Annotated in this window: 22 protein-coding genes and 1 riboswitch; of the genes, 10 read left to right on the forward strand and 12 right to left on the reverse strand. The window is 61.0% G+C overall.

What is annotated here, in order from left to right; genetic code table 11:
- Positions 1-170 precede the first annotated feature (170 nt).
- Entirely contained in the window at positions 171-2,186 is a 2,016-nt protein-coding gene (uvrB, locus tag KZH41_RS20680; RefSeq protein WP_083357715.1) for an excinuclease ABC subunit UvrB, read from the reverse strand.
- A gap of 343 nt (positions 2,187-2,529) precedes the next feature.
- Here uvrB and KZH41_RS20685 point away from each other — a divergent pair, with 343 nt between their 5' ends.
- Entirely contained in the window at positions 2,530-3,726 is a 1,197-nt protein-coding gene (locus KZH41_RS20685; RefSeq protein ID WP_083357714.1) for an amino acid aminotransferase, read from the forward strand.
- Between the two features lie 167 nt (positions 3,727-3,893).
- Complete coding sequence (locus tag KZH41_RS20690) at positions 3,894-4,103, forward strand: hypothetical protein (protein WP_094952147.1); 210 nt, start codon at positions 3,894-3,896, stop codon at positions 4,101-4,103.
- Positions 4,104-4,209: 106 nt separating this feature from the next.
- Here the strand turns inward: KZH41_RS20690 and ptrR are convergent, their stop codons facing one another.
- Positions 4,210-5,082, reverse strand: coding sequence for a putrescine utilization regulator PtrR (gene ptrR, locus KZH41_RS20695; RefSeq protein ID WP_242151274.1), 873 nt, complete (start codon positions 5,080-5,082; stop codon positions 4,210-4,212).
- Positions 5,083-5,265: 183 nt separating this feature from the next.
- Between ptrR and KZH41_RS20700 the strand changes: the two genes are divergently transcribed.
- Positions 5,266-6,657 (forward strand): aldehyde dehydrogenase family protein, encoded by a 1,392-nt coding sequence (locus KZH41_RS20700; protein WP_263273602.1) that lies wholly within the window; start codon positions 5,266-5,268, stop codon positions 6,655-6,657.
- Between the two features lie 64 nt (positions 6,658-6,721).
- On the opposite strand, the gene KZH41_RS20705 is transcribed toward KZH41_RS20700, so the two are convergent.
- The 3 genes from KZH41_RS20705 to KZH41_RS20715 are packed head-to-tail and all read right to left on the reverse strand — an operon-like array spanning position 6,722 to position 9,648.
- Complete coding sequence (locus tag KZH41_RS20705) at positions 6,722-7,741, reverse strand: sensor histidine kinase (RefSeq protein ID WP_263273603.1); 1,020 nt, start codon at positions 7,739-7,741, stop codon at positions 6,722-6,724.
- A 9-nt stretch (positions 7,742-7,750) separates the two neighbouring features.
- The gene (locus tag KZH41_RS20710) at positions 7,751-9,217 is read right to left on the reverse strand and encodes an ATPase domain-containing protein (RefSeq protein WP_094952143.1); all 1,467 of its coding nucleotides are present in this window, start codon (positions 9,215-9,217) and stop codon (positions 7,751-7,753) included.
- On the reverse strand, positions 9,214-9,648 hold the full coding sequence (locus KZH41_RS20715) for a hypothetical protein (RefSeq protein ID WP_263273604.1): 435 nt from the start codon (positions 9,646-9,648) through the stop codon (positions 9,214-9,216). The genes KZH41_RS20710 and KZH41_RS20715 overlap by 4 nt, the downstream gene beginning before the upstream one ends.
- Positions 9,649-9,764: 116 nt before the next feature.
- Positions 9,765-9,959: riboswitch (cobalamin riboswitch) on the forward strand.
- A gap of 116 nt (positions 9,960-10,075) precedes the next feature.
- On the opposite strand from KZH41_RS20715, the gene KZH41_RS20720 reads away from it, so the two are divergent.
- The 3 genes from KZH41_RS20720 to KZH41_RS20730 are packed head-to-tail and all read left to right on the forward strand — an operon-like array spanning position 10,076 to position 12,848.
- Positions 10,076-11,086: an ABC transporter substrate-binding protein gene (locus KZH41_RS20720; RefSeq protein ID WP_263273605.1), complete on the forward strand. Its 1,011-nt coding sequence runs from the start codon at positions 10,076-10,078 to the stop codon at positions 11,084-11,086.
- A complete protein-coding gene (locus KZH41_RS20725) occupies positions 11,083-12,087 on the forward strand; it encodes a FecCD family ABC transporter permease (RefSeq protein WP_094952141.1) in 1,005 nt (334 codons plus the stop codon). The genes KZH41_RS20720 and KZH41_RS20725 overlap by 4 nt, the downstream gene beginning before the upstream one ends.
- Positions 12,084-12,848, forward strand: coding sequence for an ABC transporter ATP-binding protein (locus KZH41_RS20730; protein WP_242151285.1), 765 nt, complete (start codon positions 12,084-12,086; stop codon positions 12,846-12,848). Before KZH41_RS20725 ends, KZH41_RS20730 begins: the two co-directional genes overlap by 4 nt.
- A 139-nt stretch (positions 12,849-12,987) precedes the next feature.
- On the opposite strand, the gene KZH41_RS20735 is transcribed toward KZH41_RS20730, so the two are convergent.
- Together KZH41_RS20735 and KZH41_RS20740 are read right to left on the reverse strand one after the other, a co-directional pair.
- Positions 12,988-13,485 (reverse strand): GNAT family N-acetyltransferase, encoded by a 498-nt coding sequence (locus tag KZH41_RS20735; protein WP_263273606.1) that lies wholly within the window; start codon positions 13,483-13,485, stop codon positions 12,988-12,990.
- Positions 13,482-13,706 (reverse strand): hypothetical protein, encoded by a 225-nt coding sequence (locus KZH41_RS20740; RefSeq protein ID WP_094952138.1) that lies wholly within the window; start codon positions 13,704-13,706, stop codon positions 13,482-13,484. Before KZH41_RS20740 ends, KZH41_RS20735 begins: the two co-directional genes overlap by 4 nt.
- Positions 13,707-13,855: 149 nt before the next feature.
- Here KZH41_RS20740 and KZH41_RS20745 point away from each other — a divergent pair, with 149 nt between their 5' ends.
- Together KZH41_RS20745 and KZH41_RS20750 are read left to right on the forward strand one after the other, a co-directional pair.
- Complete coding sequence (locus KZH41_RS20745) at positions 13,856-14,395, forward strand: hypothetical protein (protein ID WP_263273607.1); 540 nt, start codon at positions 13,856-13,858, stop codon at positions 14,393-14,395.
- Between the two features lie 63 nt (positions 14,396-14,458).
- Positions 14,459-14,893, forward strand: coding sequence for a DUF6678 family protein (locus KZH41_RS20750; RefSeq protein ID WP_176462976.1), 435 nt, complete (start codon positions 14,459-14,461; stop codon positions 14,891-14,893).
- Here the strand turns inward: KZH41_RS20750 and KZH41_RS20755 are convergent.
- From KZH41_RS20755 to KZH41_RS20765, 3 genes are all read right to left on the reverse strand, one after another.
- Complete coding sequence (locus KZH41_RS20755) at positions 14,869-15,822, reverse strand: alpha/beta hydrolase (protein WP_263273608.1); 954 nt, start codon at positions 15,820-15,822, stop codon at positions 14,869-14,871. The two genes, KZH41_RS20750 and KZH41_RS20755, sit on opposite strands and share 25 nt — an antisense overlap.
- Positions 15,822-16,262: a tryptophan-rich sensory protein TspO gene (gene tspO / locus KZH41_RS20760; RefSeq protein WP_263273609.1), complete on the reverse strand. Its 441-nt coding sequence runs from the start codon at positions 16,260-16,262 to the stop codon at positions 15,822-15,824. Before tspO ends, KZH41_RS20755 begins: the two co-directional genes overlap by 1 nt.
- 71 nt (positions 16,263-16,333) lie before the next feature.
- Complete coding sequence (locus KZH41_RS20765; RefSeq protein WP_242151294.1) at positions 16,334-16,903, reverse strand: nucleotidyltransferase family protein; 570 nt, start codon at positions 16,901-16,903, stop codon at positions 16,334-16,336.
- Positions 16,904-17,027: 124 nt separating this feature from the next.
- Between KZH41_RS20765 and KZH41_RS20770 the strand changes: the two genes are divergently transcribed.
- Both KZH41_RS20770 and KZH41_RS20775 read left to right on the forward strand, forming a co-directional pair.
- On the forward strand, positions 17,028-17,633 hold the full coding sequence (locus tag KZH41_RS20770; protein WP_242151297.1) for a hypothetical protein: 606 nt from the start codon (positions 17,028-17,030) through the stop codon (positions 17,631-17,633).
- Positions 17,634-17,943: 310 nt separating this feature from the next.
- Positions 17,944-18,183, forward strand: coding sequence for a DUF6124 family protein (locus KZH41_RS20775; RefSeq protein ID WP_263273610.1), 240 nt, complete (start codon positions 17,944-17,946; stop codon positions 18,181-18,183).
- A gap of 79 nt (positions 18,184-18,262) precedes the next feature.
- Here the strand turns inward: KZH41_RS20775 and KZH41_RS20780 are convergent, their stop codons facing one another.
- Entirely contained in the window at positions 18,263-18,562 is a 300-nt protein-coding gene (locus KZH41_RS20780) for a hypothetical protein (RefSeq protein ID WP_263273611.1), read from the reverse strand.
- 86 nt (positions 18,563-18,648) lie between these two features.
- Positions 18,649-18,882 carry a hypothetical protein gene (locus tag KZH41_RS20785; RefSeq protein ID WP_034136025.1) on the reverse strand — a complete coding sequence of 78 codons (234 nt, stop codon included), beginning with the start codon at positions 18,880-18,882 and terminating at the stop codon, positions 18,649-18,651.
- Between the last annotated feature and the right edge of the window lie 133 nt (positions 18,883-19,015).

Genomic DNA, 19,015 nt, shown 5'->3' on the forward strand with positions numbered 1-19,015 from the left:
AATGGTAACAGCCTGGGGTGCTTGGGCTCCAGCCTGGGTGAATCTGGTAGACCGCGGCGCTGCCATTCGCGAGCAAGCCCGCTCCCACAGTTGACCGATTTCCAACATGAGAATGCGGTCGAATGTGGGAGCGGGCTTGCTCGCGAAGAAGCCATCACAGCCTCTACATATCAAACAGCCAACAACCGCTCCCGCAGCTTGCCGATCTCATCGCGCGTCTGCGCCGCCGCTTCAAACTCAAGATCGCGCGCCAACTGGTACATCTTCTCTTCCAACTGCCGGATGCGCTTGGTGATCTCACTTGGCGAGCGCAATTCGTTCTCGTACTTGGCGCTTTCTTCGGCCGCCTTGGCCATGCCCTTGCGCTTCTTGCTGCGCGAGCCGGGCACGGTGGCGCCTTCCATGATGTCGGCGACATCCTTGAAGACACCTTTGGGGATGATGCCGTTCTCCAGGTTGTAGGCAATCTGCTTGTCACGGCGGCGCTCGGTCTCGCCAATCGCCCGCTCCATGGAGCCGGTGATGCGGTCCGCGTACAGAATCGCGCGACCATTGAGGTTACGTGCCGCACGGCCGATGGTCTGGATCAGCGAGCGCTCGGAACGCAGGAAGCCTTCCTTGTCGGCATCCAGGATCGCCACCAGCGACACTTCCGGCATGTCCAGGCCTTCGCGCAGCAGGTTGATCCCCACCAGCACATCAAAGGTGCCCAGGCGCAGGTCACGGATAATTTCCACACGCTCCACGGTGTCAATGTCCGAGTGCAAATAGCGCACGCGCACGCCGTGGTCGGCCAGGTAGTCAGTCAAGTCTTCGGACATGCGTTTGGTCAGCGTGGTGACCAGCACCCGCTCCTCCAAAGCCACGCGCTTGGTGATTTCCGAAAGCAAGTCATCGACCTGGGTCAGTGCCGGGCGGATTTCGATTTGCGGGTCCACCAGGCCGGTCGGGCGCACCAGTTGCTCAATCACGCGCCCCGCGTGTTCGGCTTCGTAGTTACCCGGCGTGGCGGAGACAAAAATCGTCTGCGGGCTGATGCTTTCAAACTCGTCAAAACGCATCGGCCGGTTATCCAGCGCCGACGGCAGGCGGAAGCCGTACTCCACCAAGGTTTCTTTACGCGAGCGGTCACCTTTGTACATCGCACCGACCTGCGGCACGCTGACGTGGGATTCGTCGATCACCAACAAAGCGTCGTCCGGCAGGTAATCAAACAGAGTGGGCGGCGCCTGCCCGGATTCGCGGCCCGAAAGGTAGCGCGAGTAGTTTTCGATGCCGTTGCAGTAGCCCAGCTCCAGGATCATCTCCAGGTCGAAACGCGTGCGCTGCTCCAGGCGCTGGGCTTCCACCAGCTTGTTGTTGGCGCGCAAATACTCTAGGCGCTCAACCAACTCGCCCTTGATGCCTTCAATGGCGCCCATCAGGGTTTCGCGCGGGGTCACGTAGTGGCTTTTCGGGTAGAAGGTGAAGCGCGGCAGCTTGCGGATCACCTCACCGGTCAACGGGTCGAAGGCCGACAGGCTCTCGACTTCATCGTCAAACAGCTCGATGCGGATCGCTTCCAGGTCGGATTCGGCCGGGTAGATGTCGATCACGTCGCCGCGCACACGGAAGGTGGCGCGTGCGAAGTCCATGTCATTGCGGGTGTACTGCAAGCTCGTCAGGCGACGCAACAGCTCGCGCTGGTCGAGTTTATCGCCGCGATCAACGTGTAACACCATCTTCAAATAGGCTTCGGGGCTACCCAGACCGTAGATGCACGACACCGTGGTGACGATGATCGCGTCCTTACGCTCCAGCAGCGCCTTGGTCGCTGACAGCCGCATCTGCTCGATATGGTCGTTGATCGACGCATCCTTCTCGATGAAGGTATCGGACGACGGCACGTAGGCTTCGGGCTGGTAGTAGTCGTAGTAGGAAACGAAGTACTCCACCGCGTTGTTCGGGAAGAACGCCTTGAACTCGCCGTACAGCTGCGCGGCCAGGGTTTTGTTCGGCGCCAGCACCAAGGTCGGACGATTGATCTGCGCAATCACGTTGGCGATGCTGAAGGTCTTGCCTGAACCGGTCACCCCGAGCAGCGTCTGGTGCGCCAGGCCGGCCTCGATGCCCTCAACCATCAGGCGAATAGCTTCGGGTTGATCGCCGGCGGGTTCAAAGCGGGTGACGAGCTGGAAATCCGACATAACGTACCTCGTGAAGTCACCCCAGACTCGAAACCGCCAGGGACGAAAAAGCTCAGCAACCCGCGAATAGTCATCGCAGGTTGCAGGAAAAAACCATGATAGCTGTAGAAGTGGTGCCGAATGTCACGGGTTTCAAGGTAATCGTCCTACCTGCCGTCGTGGCCCCATGTTGCAATAAGACTAATGGTCGGCAAATAAACCGAAAAACTTGGCCGAAAAGCCGTTTCGGCTGTCGCCCTCAGCCTGGATGGCCTCTATACTAGCTCCCCGTTTGTGCACCGCTCTAGTGCATTCGGCTGGAGCGCGACACGTCCCTCCATTCCCCCATAGAGCTGCCGCAAAAATGAGCCTGTTCTCCGCTGTCGAAATGGCACCACGCGATCCAATCCTGGGCCTCAACGAAGCATTCAACGCCGATACACGAACCACCAAGGTCAACCTTGGCGTGGGCGTTTACTGCAACGAAGAGGGGAAGATTCCACTCTTGCGTGCCGTTGCCGAAGCGGAAGCCATTCGCGTGGCGCAACACGCCGCCCGTGGCTACTTGCCGATCGACGGGATCGTCGCCTACGACCAGGCCGTGCAAAAGCTGCTGTTTGGCGCTGACTCGCCGCTGCTGAGCGCCGGCCGTGTCATCACCGCACAAGCGGTCGGCGGCACCGGCGCGCTGAAAATCGGCGCTGACTTCCTCAAGCAACTGCTGCCCAATGCCGTGGTTGCCATCAGCGACCCAAGCTGGGAAAACCACCAGGCACTGTTCGAAAAAGCCGGCTTCCCGGTGCAGACCTACCGCTACTACGACGCCGCCACCCACGACGTAAACCGTGCCGGCCTGCTCGAAGACCTCAACGCCCTGCCGCCACAGTCCATCGTGGTACTGCACGCCTGCTGCCATAACCCGACCGGCGTCGACCTGAGCCCAGCCGACTGGCAACAAGTGCTGGACGTGGTCAAGGCGAAAAACCTGGTGCCATTCCTCGACATGGCCTACCAGGGCTTTGGCGACGGCATCCACGAAGACGCCGCCGCAGTACGCCTGTTCGCCGAGTCGGGCCTGACCTTCTTTGTGTCCAGCTCGTTCTCCAAGTCGTTCTCGCTGTACGGCGAACGCGTGGGCGCGCTGTCGATCGTCAGCGAATCCAAGGAAGAAAGCGCGCGCATCCTGTCCCAGGTCAAGCGTGTGATCCGCACCAACTACTCCAACCCGCCGACCCACGGCGCAGCAATCGTGGCTGCCGTGCTGAACAACCCTGAGCTGCGCGCCCAGTGGGAAGCGGAACTGGCCGAAATGCGCCTGCGCATCCGTGGCATGCGTGAGCAGATGGTGGCGGAACTGGCCAAGGCAGCCCCGGGCCACGACTTCAGCTTCGTCGGCCGCCAGCGCGGGATGTTCTCCTACTCCGGCCTGACCGTTGAGCAAGTCACCCGCCTGCGCACTGAGTTTGGTATCTACGCACTCGACACCGGCCGCATCTGCGTGGCGGCGCTGAACCAGGCGAACATTGGTGCCGTGACAAAGGCGATTGTTCAGGTGCTGTAAGCCTGTAATGGTTGTGATGAAGGGGAAGCCATTTAGTGGCTTCCCCTTTTTTGTGGCGAGCGGGCTTGTCGATTCGACAAGCCCGCTCGCCACAGGAAGAAAACCTCGCTGCTTGCCGCAACCAGCCCTAGACTGAACCCCGACTGCCCCTTTGCTGTGAGAGCCCTATGAGAAACGACGACCTGGACCTGCGCGCTGACCGCGACGAACTGCATGACTACACCCCGCGCGCCCCGCAAGCCAAGCGCGAGAAAAGCCTGGTGCTGCAAGTGGCCCTCGGCGTGTTCCTCGGTGGACTGGCCTTGTGGCTGGTGCAGTTGGGTGCGACGGCGATCATGGCCAAATTGGCGATGGGCACCTTCCAGTTCGGCGGTTAACAAAGATCAACGGTGGGAGCTGGCTTGCCTGCGATAGCGTCAGGCCTGCTGATACCGCTATCACTGATACACCGTTATCGCAGGCAAGCCAGCTCCCACACGGGATCTACTTCGCCTGCAGAACGCTCTCCTCCAACAACTTCACAAAACTGTTCAAACTCTGCGACACCGTGCCCCGGCGCCAGATCAGCCAGGTATTCAGGATGCGGAACGCGTCGCTCAACGGCCACACACTCACCGCGGTAAACCCCGGCATGCTCTCCAGCATGCTGCGCGGCATCAGCGCCAGGCCGGCCCCGGCGCTGACGCAGGCGAGCATGCCGTGGTAGGACTCCATCTCGAAGATCTTGCCCGGCACCGCGCCGTCCTGTGAGAACCAGCGTTCGAAGTGATGCCGATACGAGCAGTTCGAGCGAAAGGTGTAGATGCTCTCCCCCGCCACATCCTGCCCGCGCGTGATCGGCGCGTGGTGCAGCGGTGCGATCACCACCATCTCTTCCTCAAACACTGCCACGCCCTCCAGCGTCGCATGCAGCACCGGCCCATCGACAAACGCCGCCGCCAGGCGCCCGGACAACACGCCCTCGATCATCGTGCCCGACGGCCCGGTGCTCAGGTCCAGCTCGACCTTGGTGTGCTTCTGGTTGTACGCCGCGAGCAACGCGGGGATACGCACCGCCGCCGTGCTCTCCAGCGACCCCAGGGCAAAAGCGCCCTGGGGCTCCTCCCCCGCCACCGTGGCGCGGGCTTCTTGCACCAAATCAAGAATACGCCGCGTATAGCCGAGGAAATTCCACCCGGCCGGTGACAAGCGCAGGCGGCTCTTCTCGCGGATAAACAGCTCTACGCCCAGGTCCTGCTCCAGCTGCTTGATGCGCGTGGTCAGGTTCGACGGCACGCGATGAATCAACTGCGCGGCCGCGCTGATGCTGCCTTGCTCGGCAACGGCCTTGAAGATTTCCAGCTGCACCAAGTCCAAGTCATTCTCCCATCGTGAAGGTGATCGTTCGCACGCTCTGCGTGGGAATAGCGCCCGGAGCGCTGCGTCCCAACCCAAATATCATTCTCAATTTGAGAACGAACCCCTCAATATTATTCAGTTTCCAGAAAACATACATCCCCGTAGGCTCAATCCATTCCACTCATTCAGCCGGACGGTGCCATGAACGCTATCACTCACCAGACCCACGCCTTGTCGATCAACCCCGCCAACGGCGAAACAGTCGCCAGCTACCCCTATGAAACCGAGGCGCAACTGGACGCCGCGCTCAACCGCGCCACCGCTGCCTTCCGCACCTGGCGCCGCCAGCCGGTGAGCCAACGCGCCGAATGGCTGCTGGCCTTGGCCGCTGCCCTGCGTGATCAAGCCGAGGACATGGCGCAGATGATCACCCTGGAAATGGGCAAACCCATCGCCCAGGCGCGTGCCGAAATCGAAAAATGCGCGCAACTCGCCGAGTGGTATGCCGCCCAAGGCCCGGCCATGCTGGCGCCAGAACCGACGTTGGTGGACAACGGCAGCGCGCAGATCGAATACCGCCCGCTGGGCCCGATCTTCGCCGTAATGCCGTGGAACTTCCCGGTGTGGCAAGTGCTGCGCGGTGCCGTGCCGACCTTGCTGGCCGGCAATACCTACGTGCTCAAACATGCACCCAACGTGATGGGCAGCGCCTACCTGATCCAGCAAGCGTTCCAGAAAGCCGGTTTCGCCGAAGGCATTTTTGAAGTGGTCAACGTGACGAACAACGGCGTCTCCCAGGCCATCGCCGACCCACGCATCGCCGCCGTCACCCTCACCGGCAGCGTACGCGCCGGCATCGCCATCGGCTCACAGGCTGGCGCGGCGCTGAAGAAATGCGTGCTGGAACTGGGCGGCTCCGACCCGTTCATCGTGCTCAATGACGCCGACCTCGACGCCGCCGTGCAGGCCGCTGTGATCGGGCGCTTCCAGAACAGCGGCCAAGTCTGCGCCGCCGCCAAGCGCCTGATCATCGAAGAAGGCGTGGTGGACGCCTTCACCGCCAAATTCCTCGAAGCCAGCCGCGCGCTGGTGATGGGCGACCCGACTGCGACCAGCACCTACGTCGGCCCAATGGCCCGCTTCGACCTGCGCGACGAGCTGCATGGCCAGGTCCAGGCCACCTTGGAAGAAGGCGCGACCCTGTTGCTGGGCGGCAACAAAGTCCCCGGCGCCGGCAACTACTATGAGCCGACCGTGCTGGCCAACGTCACCGACCAAATGACCTCGTTCAAACAGGAACTGTTCGGCCCCGTGGCCTCGATCATCACCGCCCGCGATGCCGACCACGCCGTGGCCCTGGCCAACGACAGCGAGTTCGGCCTGACCGCCAGCATCTTCACCACCGACTCGGCCAAGGCACGGGATATCGCCGACCAGCTGGAAACCGGCGGGATCTTCGTCAACGCCTTCAGCGTGTCCGACCCTCGGGTGGCGTTTGGCGGTGTGAAAAAGAGTGGGTTCGGGCGGGAGTTGTCGCACTTTGGCGTGCGGGAATTCTGCAATGCACAGACGGTTTGGTTGGATCGCAAGTAAGTCAAATCCTTCTGTGGCGAGCGGATTGTTGTGGCAAGCCCGCTCGCCAAAAGGACGGCGCTAATCAGGCATTCAACAACGGCAACGTCACCACAAACTCACTGCCACAGCCCTTGCCCTCGCTGATGGCGGTGACCTTGCCGCCATGCGCCTCCACCAGCTCGCGAACCACCGTCAAGCCAATCCCCAAGCCAGAGCAGTTAAAGCCGATGGCGTGCTCATCCTGCACGTAAGGATCAAAGATAAACGGTAGCGCCTTGGCCGACACACCAATGCCGTTGTCAGCAATGCTGATCCTCAACTCATCCGCCACGCTGACAGACATCACAATGGTACCGCCCACCGCCGTGTATTTGGCTGCATTCGCCAGCAGGTTATGCAGAATTTGCGCAAGGCGCCCCGCGTCACCCATGAGCATCAAGCTGCCGTCAGGCAGGTGGGCATCGAACCGCTGATTTTTCGCGCGCATCACCGGGCCGCACGCATCAATGGCGCTTCTCAGAATCTGCAGCATGTCGACCTCCCTGCGTTCGATGTGCAGCTTGCCCGTGCTGACGCGGGACACGTCCAGCAAATCGTCCACCAGTTGTGAAATATGCTGCACCTGGCCTTCGATCAGCTCACGCATGCGCGGCAGCTGGTCGCTCGGCAGCCGGACCATGCGCTCGGCGATCATGCTGATCGGTGTTAACGGGTTACGCAGCTCATGCGCGACCATCGCCAGGATGCTTTTCTGCTGGCCCAGCGCACGCTCGGCGGTCGCCTGCAGGTCTTGGGCGCTGAGTGCCGCGATCACCAATTGCGCATTCGCCTCGCGAAGCTCCTGGTAAAGGCGCTGCTCCTCCACACGCGGCAGATTGACCGCGTCTGACTGCGCGAGAAGAATCGCCAGCACCAATTGCTGATTGGCCTCGATCACCTGCTCGACGTGCTGGGTATCCACCAGACGGCTGCTGGCGTCAGTCAATTGCTGTTGCAGGGCGGCGAGTACGGCGCGCGCCTCCACGGTTTTTTGCCCAAGCAGGAACAGTTCGTGAGCAGCATTCTTCAGCTCACTGTCATTCTTACGGCCGCCGTCACTCATGAGTCGGGCTCACACATGTTTGGCTCCCGTCGAAATTTTCTTGGTCGGCCGCCCGCCCAGCAACCCTTCCTGCTCGGGCAGCATGTCGCGGATCTGCAGGCCGTTATCGTCGATGTGGTACTGGCGCAGTTGATCGGAATGGGCACTGGCGCGCACCTTGACCACCGCCATGATGCGCAGTAAACGGCTCTCGACTTCGATATAGCGCTGCACAATGATCGCGTCGGTCAGGAACGCGGTGCCGTAAGGGCTGAAACGCAGGTCGGTGTAGCGGTCTTCCAGCTCCGAGGTCATCAATACACTGACCCCCACAGCGGTCAGCGCAGTCACCATGCGTGACAGCGACTCGCGAAAGTCCGCGCGAAAGGTCGGCGCCAGCGCCAGTTCAAAGCCCGACAGCGAGTCGATGACGACGCGGGTGGCGTTCAAACGGCTGATTTCGCCGAGCAGCAATTGCACGATTTCGTCGATGGACAGGTCCGGCGAGCGGCTGTCCACCAAACCAATCTTGTCGCGCTTGATCAACTCGGCCAATTTAGGGTTTTGCGAATGGTTGGGCCGTTGCTCAAACACCGCAATCACCCCGGTTTCGCCGTTGCGCGCGCCTTCGGCCAGGAAGGTCGCCGCCAGGATGCTCTTGCCCGAGCCTGATGGCCCGGCCACCAACAGCGAATACCCGCGAGGCAGGCCGCCACCGAGCATCTCATCGAGTGCCGGCACGCCCATTTTCAGGCGGGTGATCGGGAACGTCGATGGCGCGTCAACTGCGCGATTGATAGCAGCCGGCGGGAACACCTTGACGCCCGAAGTGGCAATACGGAAGGTGTGCAGCCCCGGCAAGGTCGGTTGGCCACGCATCTTCATAATTTCCATCTTGCGCACCATCGAGTTGCGCTCGACGCTCTGGCGCAGCCAGATCAGGCCGTCGGCCACGGTGAAAATCGGGTTGGTGTCGGTTTCGGTGAAGTATTCGCCGATCAGGAAGGTCGTCGCCTGCCACGTGGTCATCAACATGCCCAGTTGCTGGATGAACTGCGGCAGGTTGTTGTTCGGGTTGTGCTGGGTCTGGCTGGCCAGCACCACGGAGCGAAACGAGTCAACAAACACCAGCGACGGCGAATGCGCCTCGACCTCGCTGACAATGCGCCGCAACACTTCGTCCAGGTCGCCGGCCAAGGTGTCGTCGGCCAGATTGATGTAGCGAATCGACTGGTTGATCGCTTCGCTGTCGAAAAAATCGAATTGCTGCTGATAACGCAGCATCTTCAGCGGCGGTTCCCCGAGGACGGTAAAGAACAGCGCTGGGCGCTCTGGTGTGGCCAGGGCAAACATCATCTGGTGCGCCAGGGTGGTTTTGCCACACCCAGGAGGGCCTGCGATCAAGTTGAACGAAAACTCCGGCAGGCCTCCGCCCAGGACCTCGTCCAGTCCTGGCACACCCGTGGCCAGACGGTTGATAGTCACTTTGGTGCTCATGGCGAAATTTCCTGCGAAGAGGTGTCGCTCGAAGAAGGCTTCCACACGTCAACCAGCAGACGTGCGGTGAGTGAAGGCCCGATCAGCGTGGTCAGAAGCTCGTAGAGGGTTGTCAGCAACACCTCACCGAAAAACAGCGCATCGGTTTCGTTCTGCTCGACGAGTACGGATTTGAGGGCAATCAGGTCCATCGCGGCCGGCACGCTGTCATAGGTGCCGGCCAGGCGTGGACGGGTCGAGACGCACAGATGGAAGCTGCGGCGGTACAGCGCGGCGACGCCTTGCTGGCCGATAATGGGCGCCAGTGCTGCGCCCATATCCTGCAAAATGGAAACAATCGCCGTGGCGATGCTTGCAGTGTCAGCGTGCGGACCAACACGGTGCGCCAGAGAAGCTACGATCCGGCGGCTCTCTTCGCTATGCGTGGGCATGTCTGACTAATATCTGATGAACAGAGACTGATGGTACACCCTATGCCAAGGGATAGAGACCCCAGTGGCTGCAACAGGCCAATTGCGCGGATCAGGCTCCCCCTCGTTGCCATGATCGACTACCATACCGCGCCGGTTCCCAAACGGGACTAATAGGGAATTCGAAGCGCAGCCCATCGCGCCAATCGAAACTGCCCCCGCAACTGTAGGTGCTGAGCCTGCTCCACATCGCCACTGGGCATTGCCCGGGAAGGCCGGAGCGAGGCGACGACGCATCAGTCAGGAGACCTGCCGGCCCAGCTACATCACTGACCGGCGGGGTGTCCGGGAAGGCCATCCGTGCCCTGCAAAACCTGCAGCGTCCGTGGGTGTATTTCCGAGCCGTACCTCCCCTGTTGTCACGTACGGTTCTCCCGGAGATTGCCCCATGCTGCCACGCGTTACCGCCCTGATCACCGGCCTCGCCTTCTGTGGCCTGGCCCACGCCACACCGACTGCTTACCCGCTGACGGTGCAGAACTGCGGCAGCACCCTCACCTTTCAGCAAGCGCCCGCGCGCAGCGTGACCATCGGCCAGGCCGCCACCGAGATGCTCTATGCCTTGGGCGTCGCCGACACCGTGGTTGGCACTTCACTGTGGTTCAACAGCGTATTGCCGCAATTCAAGGCTCAGAACGACAACATCGAGCGCCTGGCCGACAACGAGCCGAGCTTCGAAGCGGTGATCGCCAAGCGCCCGCAACTGGTGGCCGCAGAGCTGGAATGGGTGGTCGGCCCGCAGGGCGTGGTCGGCACCCGCGAGCAATTCCACGAATTGAAAATCCCCACTTACCTGCTGCCCTCCGACTGCGAAGGCAAGGACAACCTCGTCGGCGCCGACGGCACGCGGCTGGAGCCGTTTCGCATCGACACTGTCTATAAGAGCATCAGCCAACTGGCCGAGATCTTCGACGTACAAGCGCGCGGCCAGCAGTTGAACGACGCACTCAAGGCGCGCCTGGCCAAGTCCGTCGCCACAGCCCAAGGCAAAGGCCTCAAGCAGGCCAGCGCGCTGGTATGGTTCTCCAGCGCCGAAATGGCCAGCGACCCGTACGTGGCTGGTCACAAGGGCATTCCCGAATTCATGCTGCAAACCCTCGGTCTGCGCAACGTCGTACAGTCCGATGAAGAGTGGCCCGCCGTCGGCTGGGAAACCCTCGCCAAGGCCAACCCGACCTTCCTGGTGATCGCCCGCATGGACCGCCGCCGCTACCCGGCCGACGACCATGAAAAGAAACTCGCCTTCCTGCGCAGCGACGCCGTCACGCGCAACATGGACGCGGTGAAAAACAACCGCATCATCATTATTGACGCCCTGGCGCTGCAAGCCAGCATTCGCATGTTCGACGGCCTGGAACAACTGGCCGGCGCCATCGACGGCTACGACCTGCACAAATGATCCGCTCCCTACTCGCCCTGACACTGCTGTTGCTCGCCGTACTCGCCGGCGTGGCCATCGGCGAAACCGCTATCGAGCCGCAGGTGGTGTTGCAAGTACTCGCCAATAAACTGCTGGCCGCCGGCTACGTGCTGGACCCGATCGACGAAGGCGTGGTGTGGAACTACCGCCTGACCCGCACCCTGGTCGCCGCCGCGTGCGGTGCGGGGTTGGCCACCTGCGGGGTGATCTTGCAATCGTTGCTGCGTAACCCACTGGCCGACCCTTACTTGCTGGGCATCAGCGCCGGCGCCTCGACCGGCGCGGTCTTGGTGGCACTGATCGGCGTGGGCGGCGGGCTGATTTCACTCTCGGCAGGTGCCTTTGTCGGGGCGATGGCGGCGTTCGCACTGGTGATTTTGCTGGCGCGCGCCAGCGGTTCTTCCAGCGGCACCGGCCAGATCATCCTCGCGGGCATCGCCGGCTCGCAGCTGTTCAATGCCCTCACCGCGTTCCTGATCACCAAGTCGGCCAGCTCCGAACAGGCGCGCGGCATTCTGTTCTGGCTGCTGGGCAACCTCAGCGGCGTGCGCTGGCCGTCGGTGTGGCTGGCGGTGCCGGTGGCGGTCGCAGGCTTGGCGGTATGCCTGTGGCACCGCCGCGCGCTGGATGCGTTCACTTTCGGCACCGACTCGGCAGCGTCGCTGGGCATTCCAGTGCGCCGCGTGCAGTTTGTACTGGTGGGCTGCGCGGCGCTGGTGACGGCGGTGATGGTGTCGCTGGTCGGCTCTATCGGCTTTGTCGGGCTGGTGATCCCCCACGCGGTGCGCCTGCTGGTCGGCACCGGGCATTCGCGGTTGCTGCCGGCCAGCGCCTTGGGCGGCGCGTTGTTTTTGATTGCCGCCGATGTGCTGTCGCGCACCTTGATCAAGGGCCAGGTGATTCCGGTCGGCGTGGTCACGGCATTGGTCGGCGCGCCGGTGTTTGCGTTGATCCTGATCGGCCGGAGGAATGCGCGATGACGGTACTCAGTTGCACGGGCCTGGGTTTTAAGGTGCGCGACGCCGAGTTACTGCGTGATGTTCACCTGGACGTGGCCTTAGGCGAAACCCTCGGCATCGTCGGCCCAAACGGCTCCGGCAAATCCACCCTGCTCAAACTGCTGGCCGGGTTACGCACGCCTGGCAGCGGCGAAGTGCGCCTGGGCGGCCAACGCCTGGGCGACCTGTCCCGGCGCGCCATTGCACGACAGCTGGCGGTGGTGGAACAACAGGCCGACACCGACGACGCCATCCGCGTGTTCGACGCCGTGGCGTTGGGCCGCACGCCCTGGCTGTCGGCGCTGAGCCCGTGGGCCGGCGCAGACGACGCCATCGTCAACCAGGCCCTGCATGACGTGGACGCCACCCACCTGAGCCACCGCGCCTGGCGCAGCCTCTCCGGCGGCGAACGCCAACGCGTGCACATCGCCCGCGCCCTGGCGCAACGCCCGCAGATTCTGCTGCTGGATGAGCCGACCAATCACTTGGATATCCAGCATCAACTGGCGATCTTGAAAGGCGTGCAGGCGCTGCCGGTGACCACCCTGATTGCGCTGCATGACCTGAACCAGGCGCTCACGTGTGATCGGCTGGCGGTGCTGGATCGCGGGCGGTTGGTGGCACTGGGCAAGCCGTTGGAAGTGCTGACGCCGCAGCGTTTGCAAGACACGTTTGGCGTGCAGGCGCATTACCTGACAGACCCGTTTGATGGGGCGCAGATCTTGCGGCTGCGCTCGAACTGATGAGCTAACAGCGGACCTCAAAACAACACAATTGAACTGTGGGAGCTGGCTTGCCGGCGATAGCGGTGGATCAGTGCCATATCCTTAGCTGACACACCGCCACCGCCGGCAAGCCAGCTCCCACATCAGGTCTTCGGCGCTATAGATACCGCTGCATATGCGTCGTCTGCCACACCGGATCGGCTTCGACATCGACACTCTCAAACCCCTGCCGCAGCCAAAAATCAATCGCCCCAGGAAGAAACGGATGGGTATGCAGGTAAACCACCTCCACTCCATCCGCCCGCGCCTTGGCCTCCAGTGCGCGGTATAACTCGCCTGCCAGACCAGAACGGCGAAACGCTGGAAGTACGAACAGGCGCACCACCTCCACCGTCTTGAGGCCTTGGTAATCCAACTGCGGAAAACGGCCGTCGTAGGGCAAGTAGCCAATGGCTGCGACGATCTGGCCCTCGGCGCGAGCGATCAGGAACTGGCCGTCGCCTTGAAGGTAGGTCGCTTCAAACCGTGCCAGGTCGTCCGGCATTCCCGTGGCGCTGAGCTTGGGGAAAAGCTCGGCGCGGGCCTCCAGCACGAAGGCCAGCACCGCAGTACTGTCCGCGGCAGTGACTGCCTGGAGGACGGGCCGTTGGTTCATAAAACCTTGATCTGGGTGATCCCCACCACCTCTGCCTGCTCCAGAATCTCCTCGGGCGTCGCATCCGCAGGCGGCAGGATCAGTCCATTCTCCGCATCGCCAAAATGCAATTGCAACACATGCATCGCCGCCTCATGCAATGGCAGTTCAGGCTGTTTGAGTTCAAACACGTGGGTGCGGGGCTCGTCGTTGAACAGGTAGTTCAGGGTGTATTCGCGCATGGTGGCATCCTTGTGAGGGGAGAGAAGCAGCTGCTTATCCTGACTTATTGATCAGGTTTTAAGTTCAACCACTTCACAAATCCGTCAGCGGGCAAGCCAATGTTTAGTCTAATGTACCGTTCCATGCCATTCGCAGAAAAGGCCCCCCTATGGTTAACCGTCATACCCGCTCTCGCGAGAGAATCGGCCAGGACCTAAGCCATGCACGCTTGCTGGTCGGCCAACGGCTTCGCGAGCTTTCGCATGACCAGTATTACTTCAACGATGAGAAAAGCGTCGACGACATAGGTTCGCTCGAGTGGCGATGCGACGACCTTGCGCACGTTACGATGTACCTGCTAAGCGATGGCGAAAGTGTCGGGGCGGATCTATCTGCGCTGGAAATAGCTGAGGCCTTTGAGCTTGATGACGCGAGCAGTTGCTCGTGGCGTAGGGAAAACCTGTTTGCCAGCTTATCCGTGCCGTCTCTGGTGGGTAAGGTCATCACCGAGGTTCACGGGGTTATCGATGTAGCAAGGGACCAGACAGCCTCGCTTGTTGGGTTCAACATCACCTTTGACACGGGTGATTACCTGACCTATCTGAATCAGGGTGACGATGCAGCCGTACTGATCAACGAACCGCCAAAGTGCCTAGTTGGTATGGAAACCAGATGGGTGACTTCATTCGACGCCAGGCAGCACGACTAATGCCCTGCGGCGGCTGGGCGCTAAGATAGCCGCCCCGATGCACAGGGGCCAAAAGGGCTGAATATGCACGAACTGCCAATGGCAGACGCAGGCCAGAATGATAAAAAACGCAAGCAAATACAGGCCGCTGTCGCGGCAAGAAACCTGGCAAGCGCGGCTAACAACACCAAGTGGAATGAACTGATTAACCACTTTCGCCAGCTTGAGGGGTGGCGGCCATCCTTTCGATCCAAATCCGTCACAGGCTATATTTCGGGCTGGGATACCGAGTGGTTTTACCACCTGCCGTTTCCATTTGCTTACGTCGAGTGGTTCGATATCGGCCTGCGGAGCATTGCACCCGCCAAGGGAATGCTGCGTCCGGACACGCTCATTGACCACACGGAAGAAATATCCCAGGCCGTTGCACACATCGGGTTCGAGTTTGAAGTTCGGGCTGACGTACTCAGAATTTGGGGCTACCTGCCAAAATCCTACGAAGACTTTCCACCTGTGTAGCGGCCATTGATCTGTTGAGTGATCCACGCCCTGCTGTAGACCAGCACACTATTTGCCAGCGCCACCGGAAAATGAATAAACCCATGGGCAGCTTCCGGCAGCAAGTGCGCCTCAACCTGCGCCACCGCCCCCCACCGCTCTGCCAGCAACAGCGTGTCATCCTTCAGCGGGTCCAGCTCGCCGACAAACATCAACGCCGGCGGCAACCCCGTAAAGTCGCCATACAACGGTGACAACGGCGGCTGCCGCCTTTGCTCATCACTCAACCCCGGCGTGAGCATACGCAAGGCCTCGACCATCCCCAGGCCATCCAGTAATAACGTGTCCGGCCCGGCTGCGCGTACGCTCGGCGTGCCGGTCAAATCATAAACCCCGTAATACAACACCGCCCCGCTCACCCGCGCGAGCAACTGCGGCCATTGCTTGAGCGCCAGCAACGTCGTCGCCGCCAGATGGCCGCCCGCTGATTCACCAACAATGATCACCGGCAGGTCGGCAAACTCAGGACAGTCGCCCAACAGCCAGCGAGCGGCGGCCAAGCAGTCTTCCATCAACCCCTCGACCGGCGTATCGACCGCCAGCCGATAATCCACCGACACCACCGCCACGCCGCACGCCTGCACCATGCCCAGGTTCAGGTCATCGTCCATCTGCGCATTGCCGATCACCCAGCCACCGCCGTGGATATCCAGCACCACGCCCTTGGGTTTACCCGCCGGCCGCAGGATGCGCACGGGTACCGAGCCCACCAGATGGGTTTGCGCCGCCGGGGCCTTCTTGAGCGTTTGACTGACGCGCAGCAGCGCCTGGATCACACGCGGCGTGATGCGGTTGCGGATTTTAAAGCGCGGCAACCAGGCGAGCTTTTTATTAAAGCCGCGCATCTCGGCCAGCTCCGGCTCGCTGGCAGGCCAGGGGGTGTGCGCCATCAGCGGTTATTGCGAAGAATCGAGAAATTCAACGCCGCCGCCACACTCAGCCACGCCAGGTAGGGGAACAGGATCAGCCCGGTGATCACGTCCAAACGCAACGCCATCACCACCAGCGCCGCCACCACCAGCCACAGCAGCACTATCACCGCCATCGCGGCGAAGATGCGATGCGCGCCGAAAAACACCGGCGTCCACAGCGTATTCAACGCAATCTGCGCGGCCCACAAGCCCAAAGCCAGTTGGCTGCCGGGGATCATGGTCAAGCGGTAACCGGCCCAGGCGAGCAGCAGATAGATGACCGTCCAGGCCACCGGGAACAGCCAGTTAGGCGGTGTGAAGCTGGGTTTGACCAGGGCTTCGTACCACTGGCCGGGTTTGAAAATGATGCCGGTGCTGGCGGCAGCGCCGCAGGCGATGAGGAAAATAAGCAAGATCATGAGCTGTCCTTGGCTGGTGTCAGCGGTCAGGGTTCATTTCAGGATAAGACGCCTGGGGAGTGGGTAAAAGTTCACACAGAATCAGGCGCCACAATCTTCAGCCACGGCCAGCGCGCCTGATAACTCTTGGCCTTGGCCGCAAACAACTCCGGCTCGCGGTGATGAGGATTAATCCGCAGCACACCCTGCGCCACATCCTCCAACCCATACGGCGCATACACTTCACCCGTTTCAATCTCCAGCCCGATGCACGTGCCCGCCACCAAGTAGCGATCAACGCCTTGTTTAGCCGTGTGCAGCTGCGGATAAGGCCGACCAAAGCGCTCGCCGTACCAAAGGTGCACCCGCGCCTGGTTCTTGACCTCGACGTTGACGCCCAAATCCTGAAACAACTGCTCGGCCGAGCGGATGACTCTGTCCTCAGCCTCGTAGGACAGGTCCGTATCAAAGTAGAAAACGTCGTAGTCCTTTACGCCTCGGTCGGCGGGAAGGTTCGACTGATGATTCCACACCGCCTGGAACAGGCAGCCCGCCGTGAGCATGCACTGGTCAACGCCGAGGGCGGGCAGGCGCGCTGTGATTTCGGCGTTGATGGGGTTGGCCATGGCCAGTTCGAGGAGGGTTTTGACGGTCAATGTCATGAGCGTTCCTGTGTATTCAGCGCCGTTAGAACCTCCGACGCTACACCACGTGTGGAGTGGGTTTCGTTACTGCAATGTTTCTATACAATTTGCTCGCCTGCAACCAATCGTCAAGGATAAAACGATGCGCATCAGAGAAATGGCCCTCATCACCACCAGCGCCTTGCTGCTCACGGCCTGCAGCGACAGCCCTTCCGACACCGACATTCAAGCGGTGCTGCAACCCCGACTGGAAGGAGCCTCCTGCGTCACCGCGCCCATGTTCAGCAACTTCCCCATCACCCTGAGCGACAGCTTCAGCAGCGGCACCTCCAGCGCCAACCAGCCCGCCTTCGACGCTCTGACCGACGCCGGCCTGCTTGCCAAAAACGATAAAACCTACACCCTCTCCGAGCCCGGCCGCGCCGCCTACGTGCAGGAAAAATCCGGGTTCTGCTACGCCCAAGGTTATGCAATCACCAAGATCCAGAACACCGCCGCTAATACTCACCCAATGGGCGCCGCCGTCGAAAAATCCTGGGTGGTGACCGTGGACATCCGCCAGCAACCCATCGCCCCGTGGGCCAAAACCCCGGCGATTGAGAAACTGGCGCGTAACCCGGAACACCTTTCCGAAGTGCCCAAGACCTATCACGTGGTGGTGGGACGCTTGAAGGGAGAACAAACGTTGAAGCTGCTCGACCCACGGTTTTCGATCATGCGTGGGGTGGGTGTAAACCAAGCCTTTTAAGCACCGCCGCCGCCCTTTGTGGTGCACAGAGAAAATCTGTGGCCCGCAAGCCATTGTGGCGAGCGGGCTTGCCCTAATGCCGTTCAGTTAAGCGAACGCAATGCTCAGAGCAGCGAAGATTAAATGTGGGAGCCGCGGTGCGACGACTCGACTTGCCCGCGATGACGTCGGCCCAGCAAACATTGATGTTGACTGACCCACCGCTTTCGCGGGCAAGCCCGCTCCCACAGGGGAATGCGCTGGAGTGGCCGTCTCAAGGCTGATCGGGTTTAGTAGCGATGAGGTTGTAGCCCAAGCAAGGAACTTAACAATGGTTAACGTCACACAGGATTCAACCACCCCCTTCACCGTCGTCCCCGACGCCAGCACCGAAACCCTGATCACCAACAGCTACGAAACCTTCACCTGCGTCAGCACACTACTGCTCGACCTGTCCGAAGACCTGTGCGGCAAACACCGCGCCATCGCACTGGCTATCCACCCACTGAGCGAACTGGGCGTACTGCTCACGGCCAGACTTCTGGACCGCGAAGCGCCCTGCCCTGGCTGATTATCAGCCCTTCAACGCACCCGCCCAATTTTGCTTTTTGGAGGGTTGTGTGAGCGCCAGCGCGCTGATGGCGCTGCCTTCAATTAGCGCCAGGGTAGTGATCCACGTACTGAATGGTGAAGTCGGGGTAGTGATCGACGATCTGGATCTTGTAGTCCGGGTAGTGATCGACCATTTTCCATTTGCCGGCTGAGTCAGGGTAATGATCTACCCGCTGTACCTTGAGGTCAGGGTAGTGGTCAACAACCTTAACCTTGTAGTCGGGATAGTGATCGACGAACTGGATGTTGCCGTAAATTTTCGACACATCGACACCCGAAGCCGCCGAAGCGCAGAAGGTGCAGGTCAGCAGCAGTGACGCCAGAGCAACTTTAAACATGACAGCCTCATCCTGAGAAATCAAAGGTGCCCAGTCTAACGACCTGCGCGCAAATTGCACCGCAAAACGCCCTATCTAGCTAATGCTCAACCCTTCAACTCACCCGCCCGATTACTCGCCGCGTCGTCGTAAGCCACATACAGCGACTCAGCGATCTGGCTTTTGATGGCCTTAGTGGATTCCAGCCCCAACACAAAACCTTCGGCTTTGCCGCCTGCGCGGTTGAGTTCTTCATGGGTGGAGGCGCCGGTGATGGCGTCGAGGAGCTTGGCCGCGTGAGGGCCTACGCCTTTGGGGAGGGAGATTTGGTCGATGGACATCAGCGATACCTTTGAGAAGAGAGGTCGGTAGTGCGTGGAACCACTACCGGGCCCCCATGGTAGACCGGTATGCACATCGACGGGCTGTTTTCAGCTCAACGCCTCAGTTGCTTATCAAACAGACAGCGCCACA

The organism is Pseudomonas sp. YeP6b (assembly GCF_025642995.1).
Classification (GTDB): domain Bacteria; phylum Pseudomonadota; class Gammaproteobacteria; order Pseudomonadales; family Pseudomonadaceae; genus Aquipseudomonas.

What these genes read in the sequence shown, in the direction of transcription:
- KZH41_RS20745 (WP_263273607.1), top strand. Translation starts at nt 13,856, where the DNA reads ATGGTTAACCGTCATACCCGCTCTCGCGAGAGAATCGGCCAGGACCTA.
- KZH41_RS20750 (WP_176462976.1), top strand. Translation starts at nt 14,459, where the DNA reads ATGCACGAACTGCCAATGGCAGACGCAGGCCAGAATGATAAAAAACGC.
- KZH41_RS20765 (WP_242151294.1), bottom strand. Translation starts at nt 16,903, where the DNA reads ATGACATTGACCGTCAAAACCCTCCTCGAACTGGCCATGGCCAACCCC.
- uvrB (WP_083357715.1), bottom strand. Translation starts at nt 2,186, where the DNA reads ATGTCGGATTTCCAGCTCGTCACCCGCTTTGAACCCGCCGGCGATCAA.
- KZH41_RS20735 (WP_263273606.1), bottom strand. Translation starts at nt 13,485, where the DNA reads ATGAACCAACGGCCCGTCCTCCAGGCAGTCACTGCCGCGGACAGTACT.
- KZH41_RS20710 (WP_094952143.1), bottom strand. Translation starts at nt 9,217, where the DNA reads ATGAGCACCAAAGTGACTATCAACCGTCTGGCCACGGGTGTGCCAGGA.
- KZH41_RS20700 (WP_263273602.1), top strand. Translation starts at nt 5,266, where the DNA reads ATGAACGCTATCACTCACCAGACCCACGCCTTGTCGATCAACCCCGCC.
- KZH41_RS20715 (WP_263273604.1), bottom strand. Translation starts at nt 9,648, where the DNA reads ATGCCCACGCATAGCGAAGAGAGCCGCCGGATCGTAGCTTCTCTGGCG.
- KZH41_RS20725 (WP_094952141.1), top strand. Translation starts at nt 11,083, where the DNA reads ATGATCCGCTCCCTACTCGCCCTGACACTGCTGTTGCTCGCCGTACTC.
- KZH41_RS20775 (WP_263273610.1), top strand. Translation starts at nt 17,944, where the DNA reads ATGGTTAACGTCACACAGGATTCAACCACCCCCTTCACCGTCGTCCCC.
- KZH41_RS20755 (WP_263273608.1), bottom strand. Translation starts at nt 15,822, where the DNA reads ATGGCGCACACCCCCTGGCCTGCCAGCGAGCCGGAGCTGGCCGAGATG.
- KZH41_RS20780 (WP_263273611.1), bottom strand. Translation starts at nt 18,562, where the DNA reads ATGTTTAAAGTTGCTCTGGCGTCACTGCTGCTGACCTGCACCTTCTGC.
- KZH41_RS20705 (WP_263273603.1), bottom strand. Translation starts at nt 7,741, where the DNA reads ATGAGTGACGGCGGCCGTAAGAATGACAGTGAGCTGAAGAATGCTGCT.
- KZH41_RS20720 (WP_263273605.1), top strand. Translation starts at nt 10,076, where the DNA reads ATGCTGCCACGCGTTACCGCCCTGATCACCGGCCTCGCCTTCTGTGGC.
- KZH41_RS20740 (WP_094952138.1), bottom strand. Translation starts at nt 13,706, where the DNA reads ATGCGCGAATACACCCTGAACTACCTGTTCAACGACGAGCCCCGCACC.
- KZH41_RS20685 (WP_083357714.1), top strand. Translation starts at nt 2,530, where the DNA reads ATGAGCCTGTTCTCCGCTGTCGAAATGGCACCACGCGATCCAATCCTG.
- KZH41_RS20770 (WP_242151297.1), top strand. Translation starts at nt 17,028, where the DNA reads ATGCGCATCAGAGAAATGGCCCTCATCACCACCAGCGCCTTGCTGCTC.
- tspO (WP_263273609.1), bottom strand. Translation starts at nt 16,262, where the DNA reads ATGATCTTGCTTATTTTCCTCATCGCCTGCGGCGCTGCCGCCAGCACC.
- KZH41_RS20785 (WP_034136025.1), bottom strand. Translation starts at nt 18,882, where the DNA reads ATGTCCATCGACCAAATCTCCCTCCCCAAAGGCGTAGGCCCTCACGCG.
- KZH41_RS20690 (WP_094952147.1), top strand. Translation starts at nt 3,894, where the DNA reads ATGAGAAACGACGACCTGGACCTGCGCGCTGACCGCGACGAACTGCAT.
- KZH41_RS20730 (WP_242151285.1), top strand. Translation starts at nt 12,084, where the DNA reads ATGACGGTACTCAGTTGCACGGGCCTGGGTTTTAAGGTGCGCGACGCC.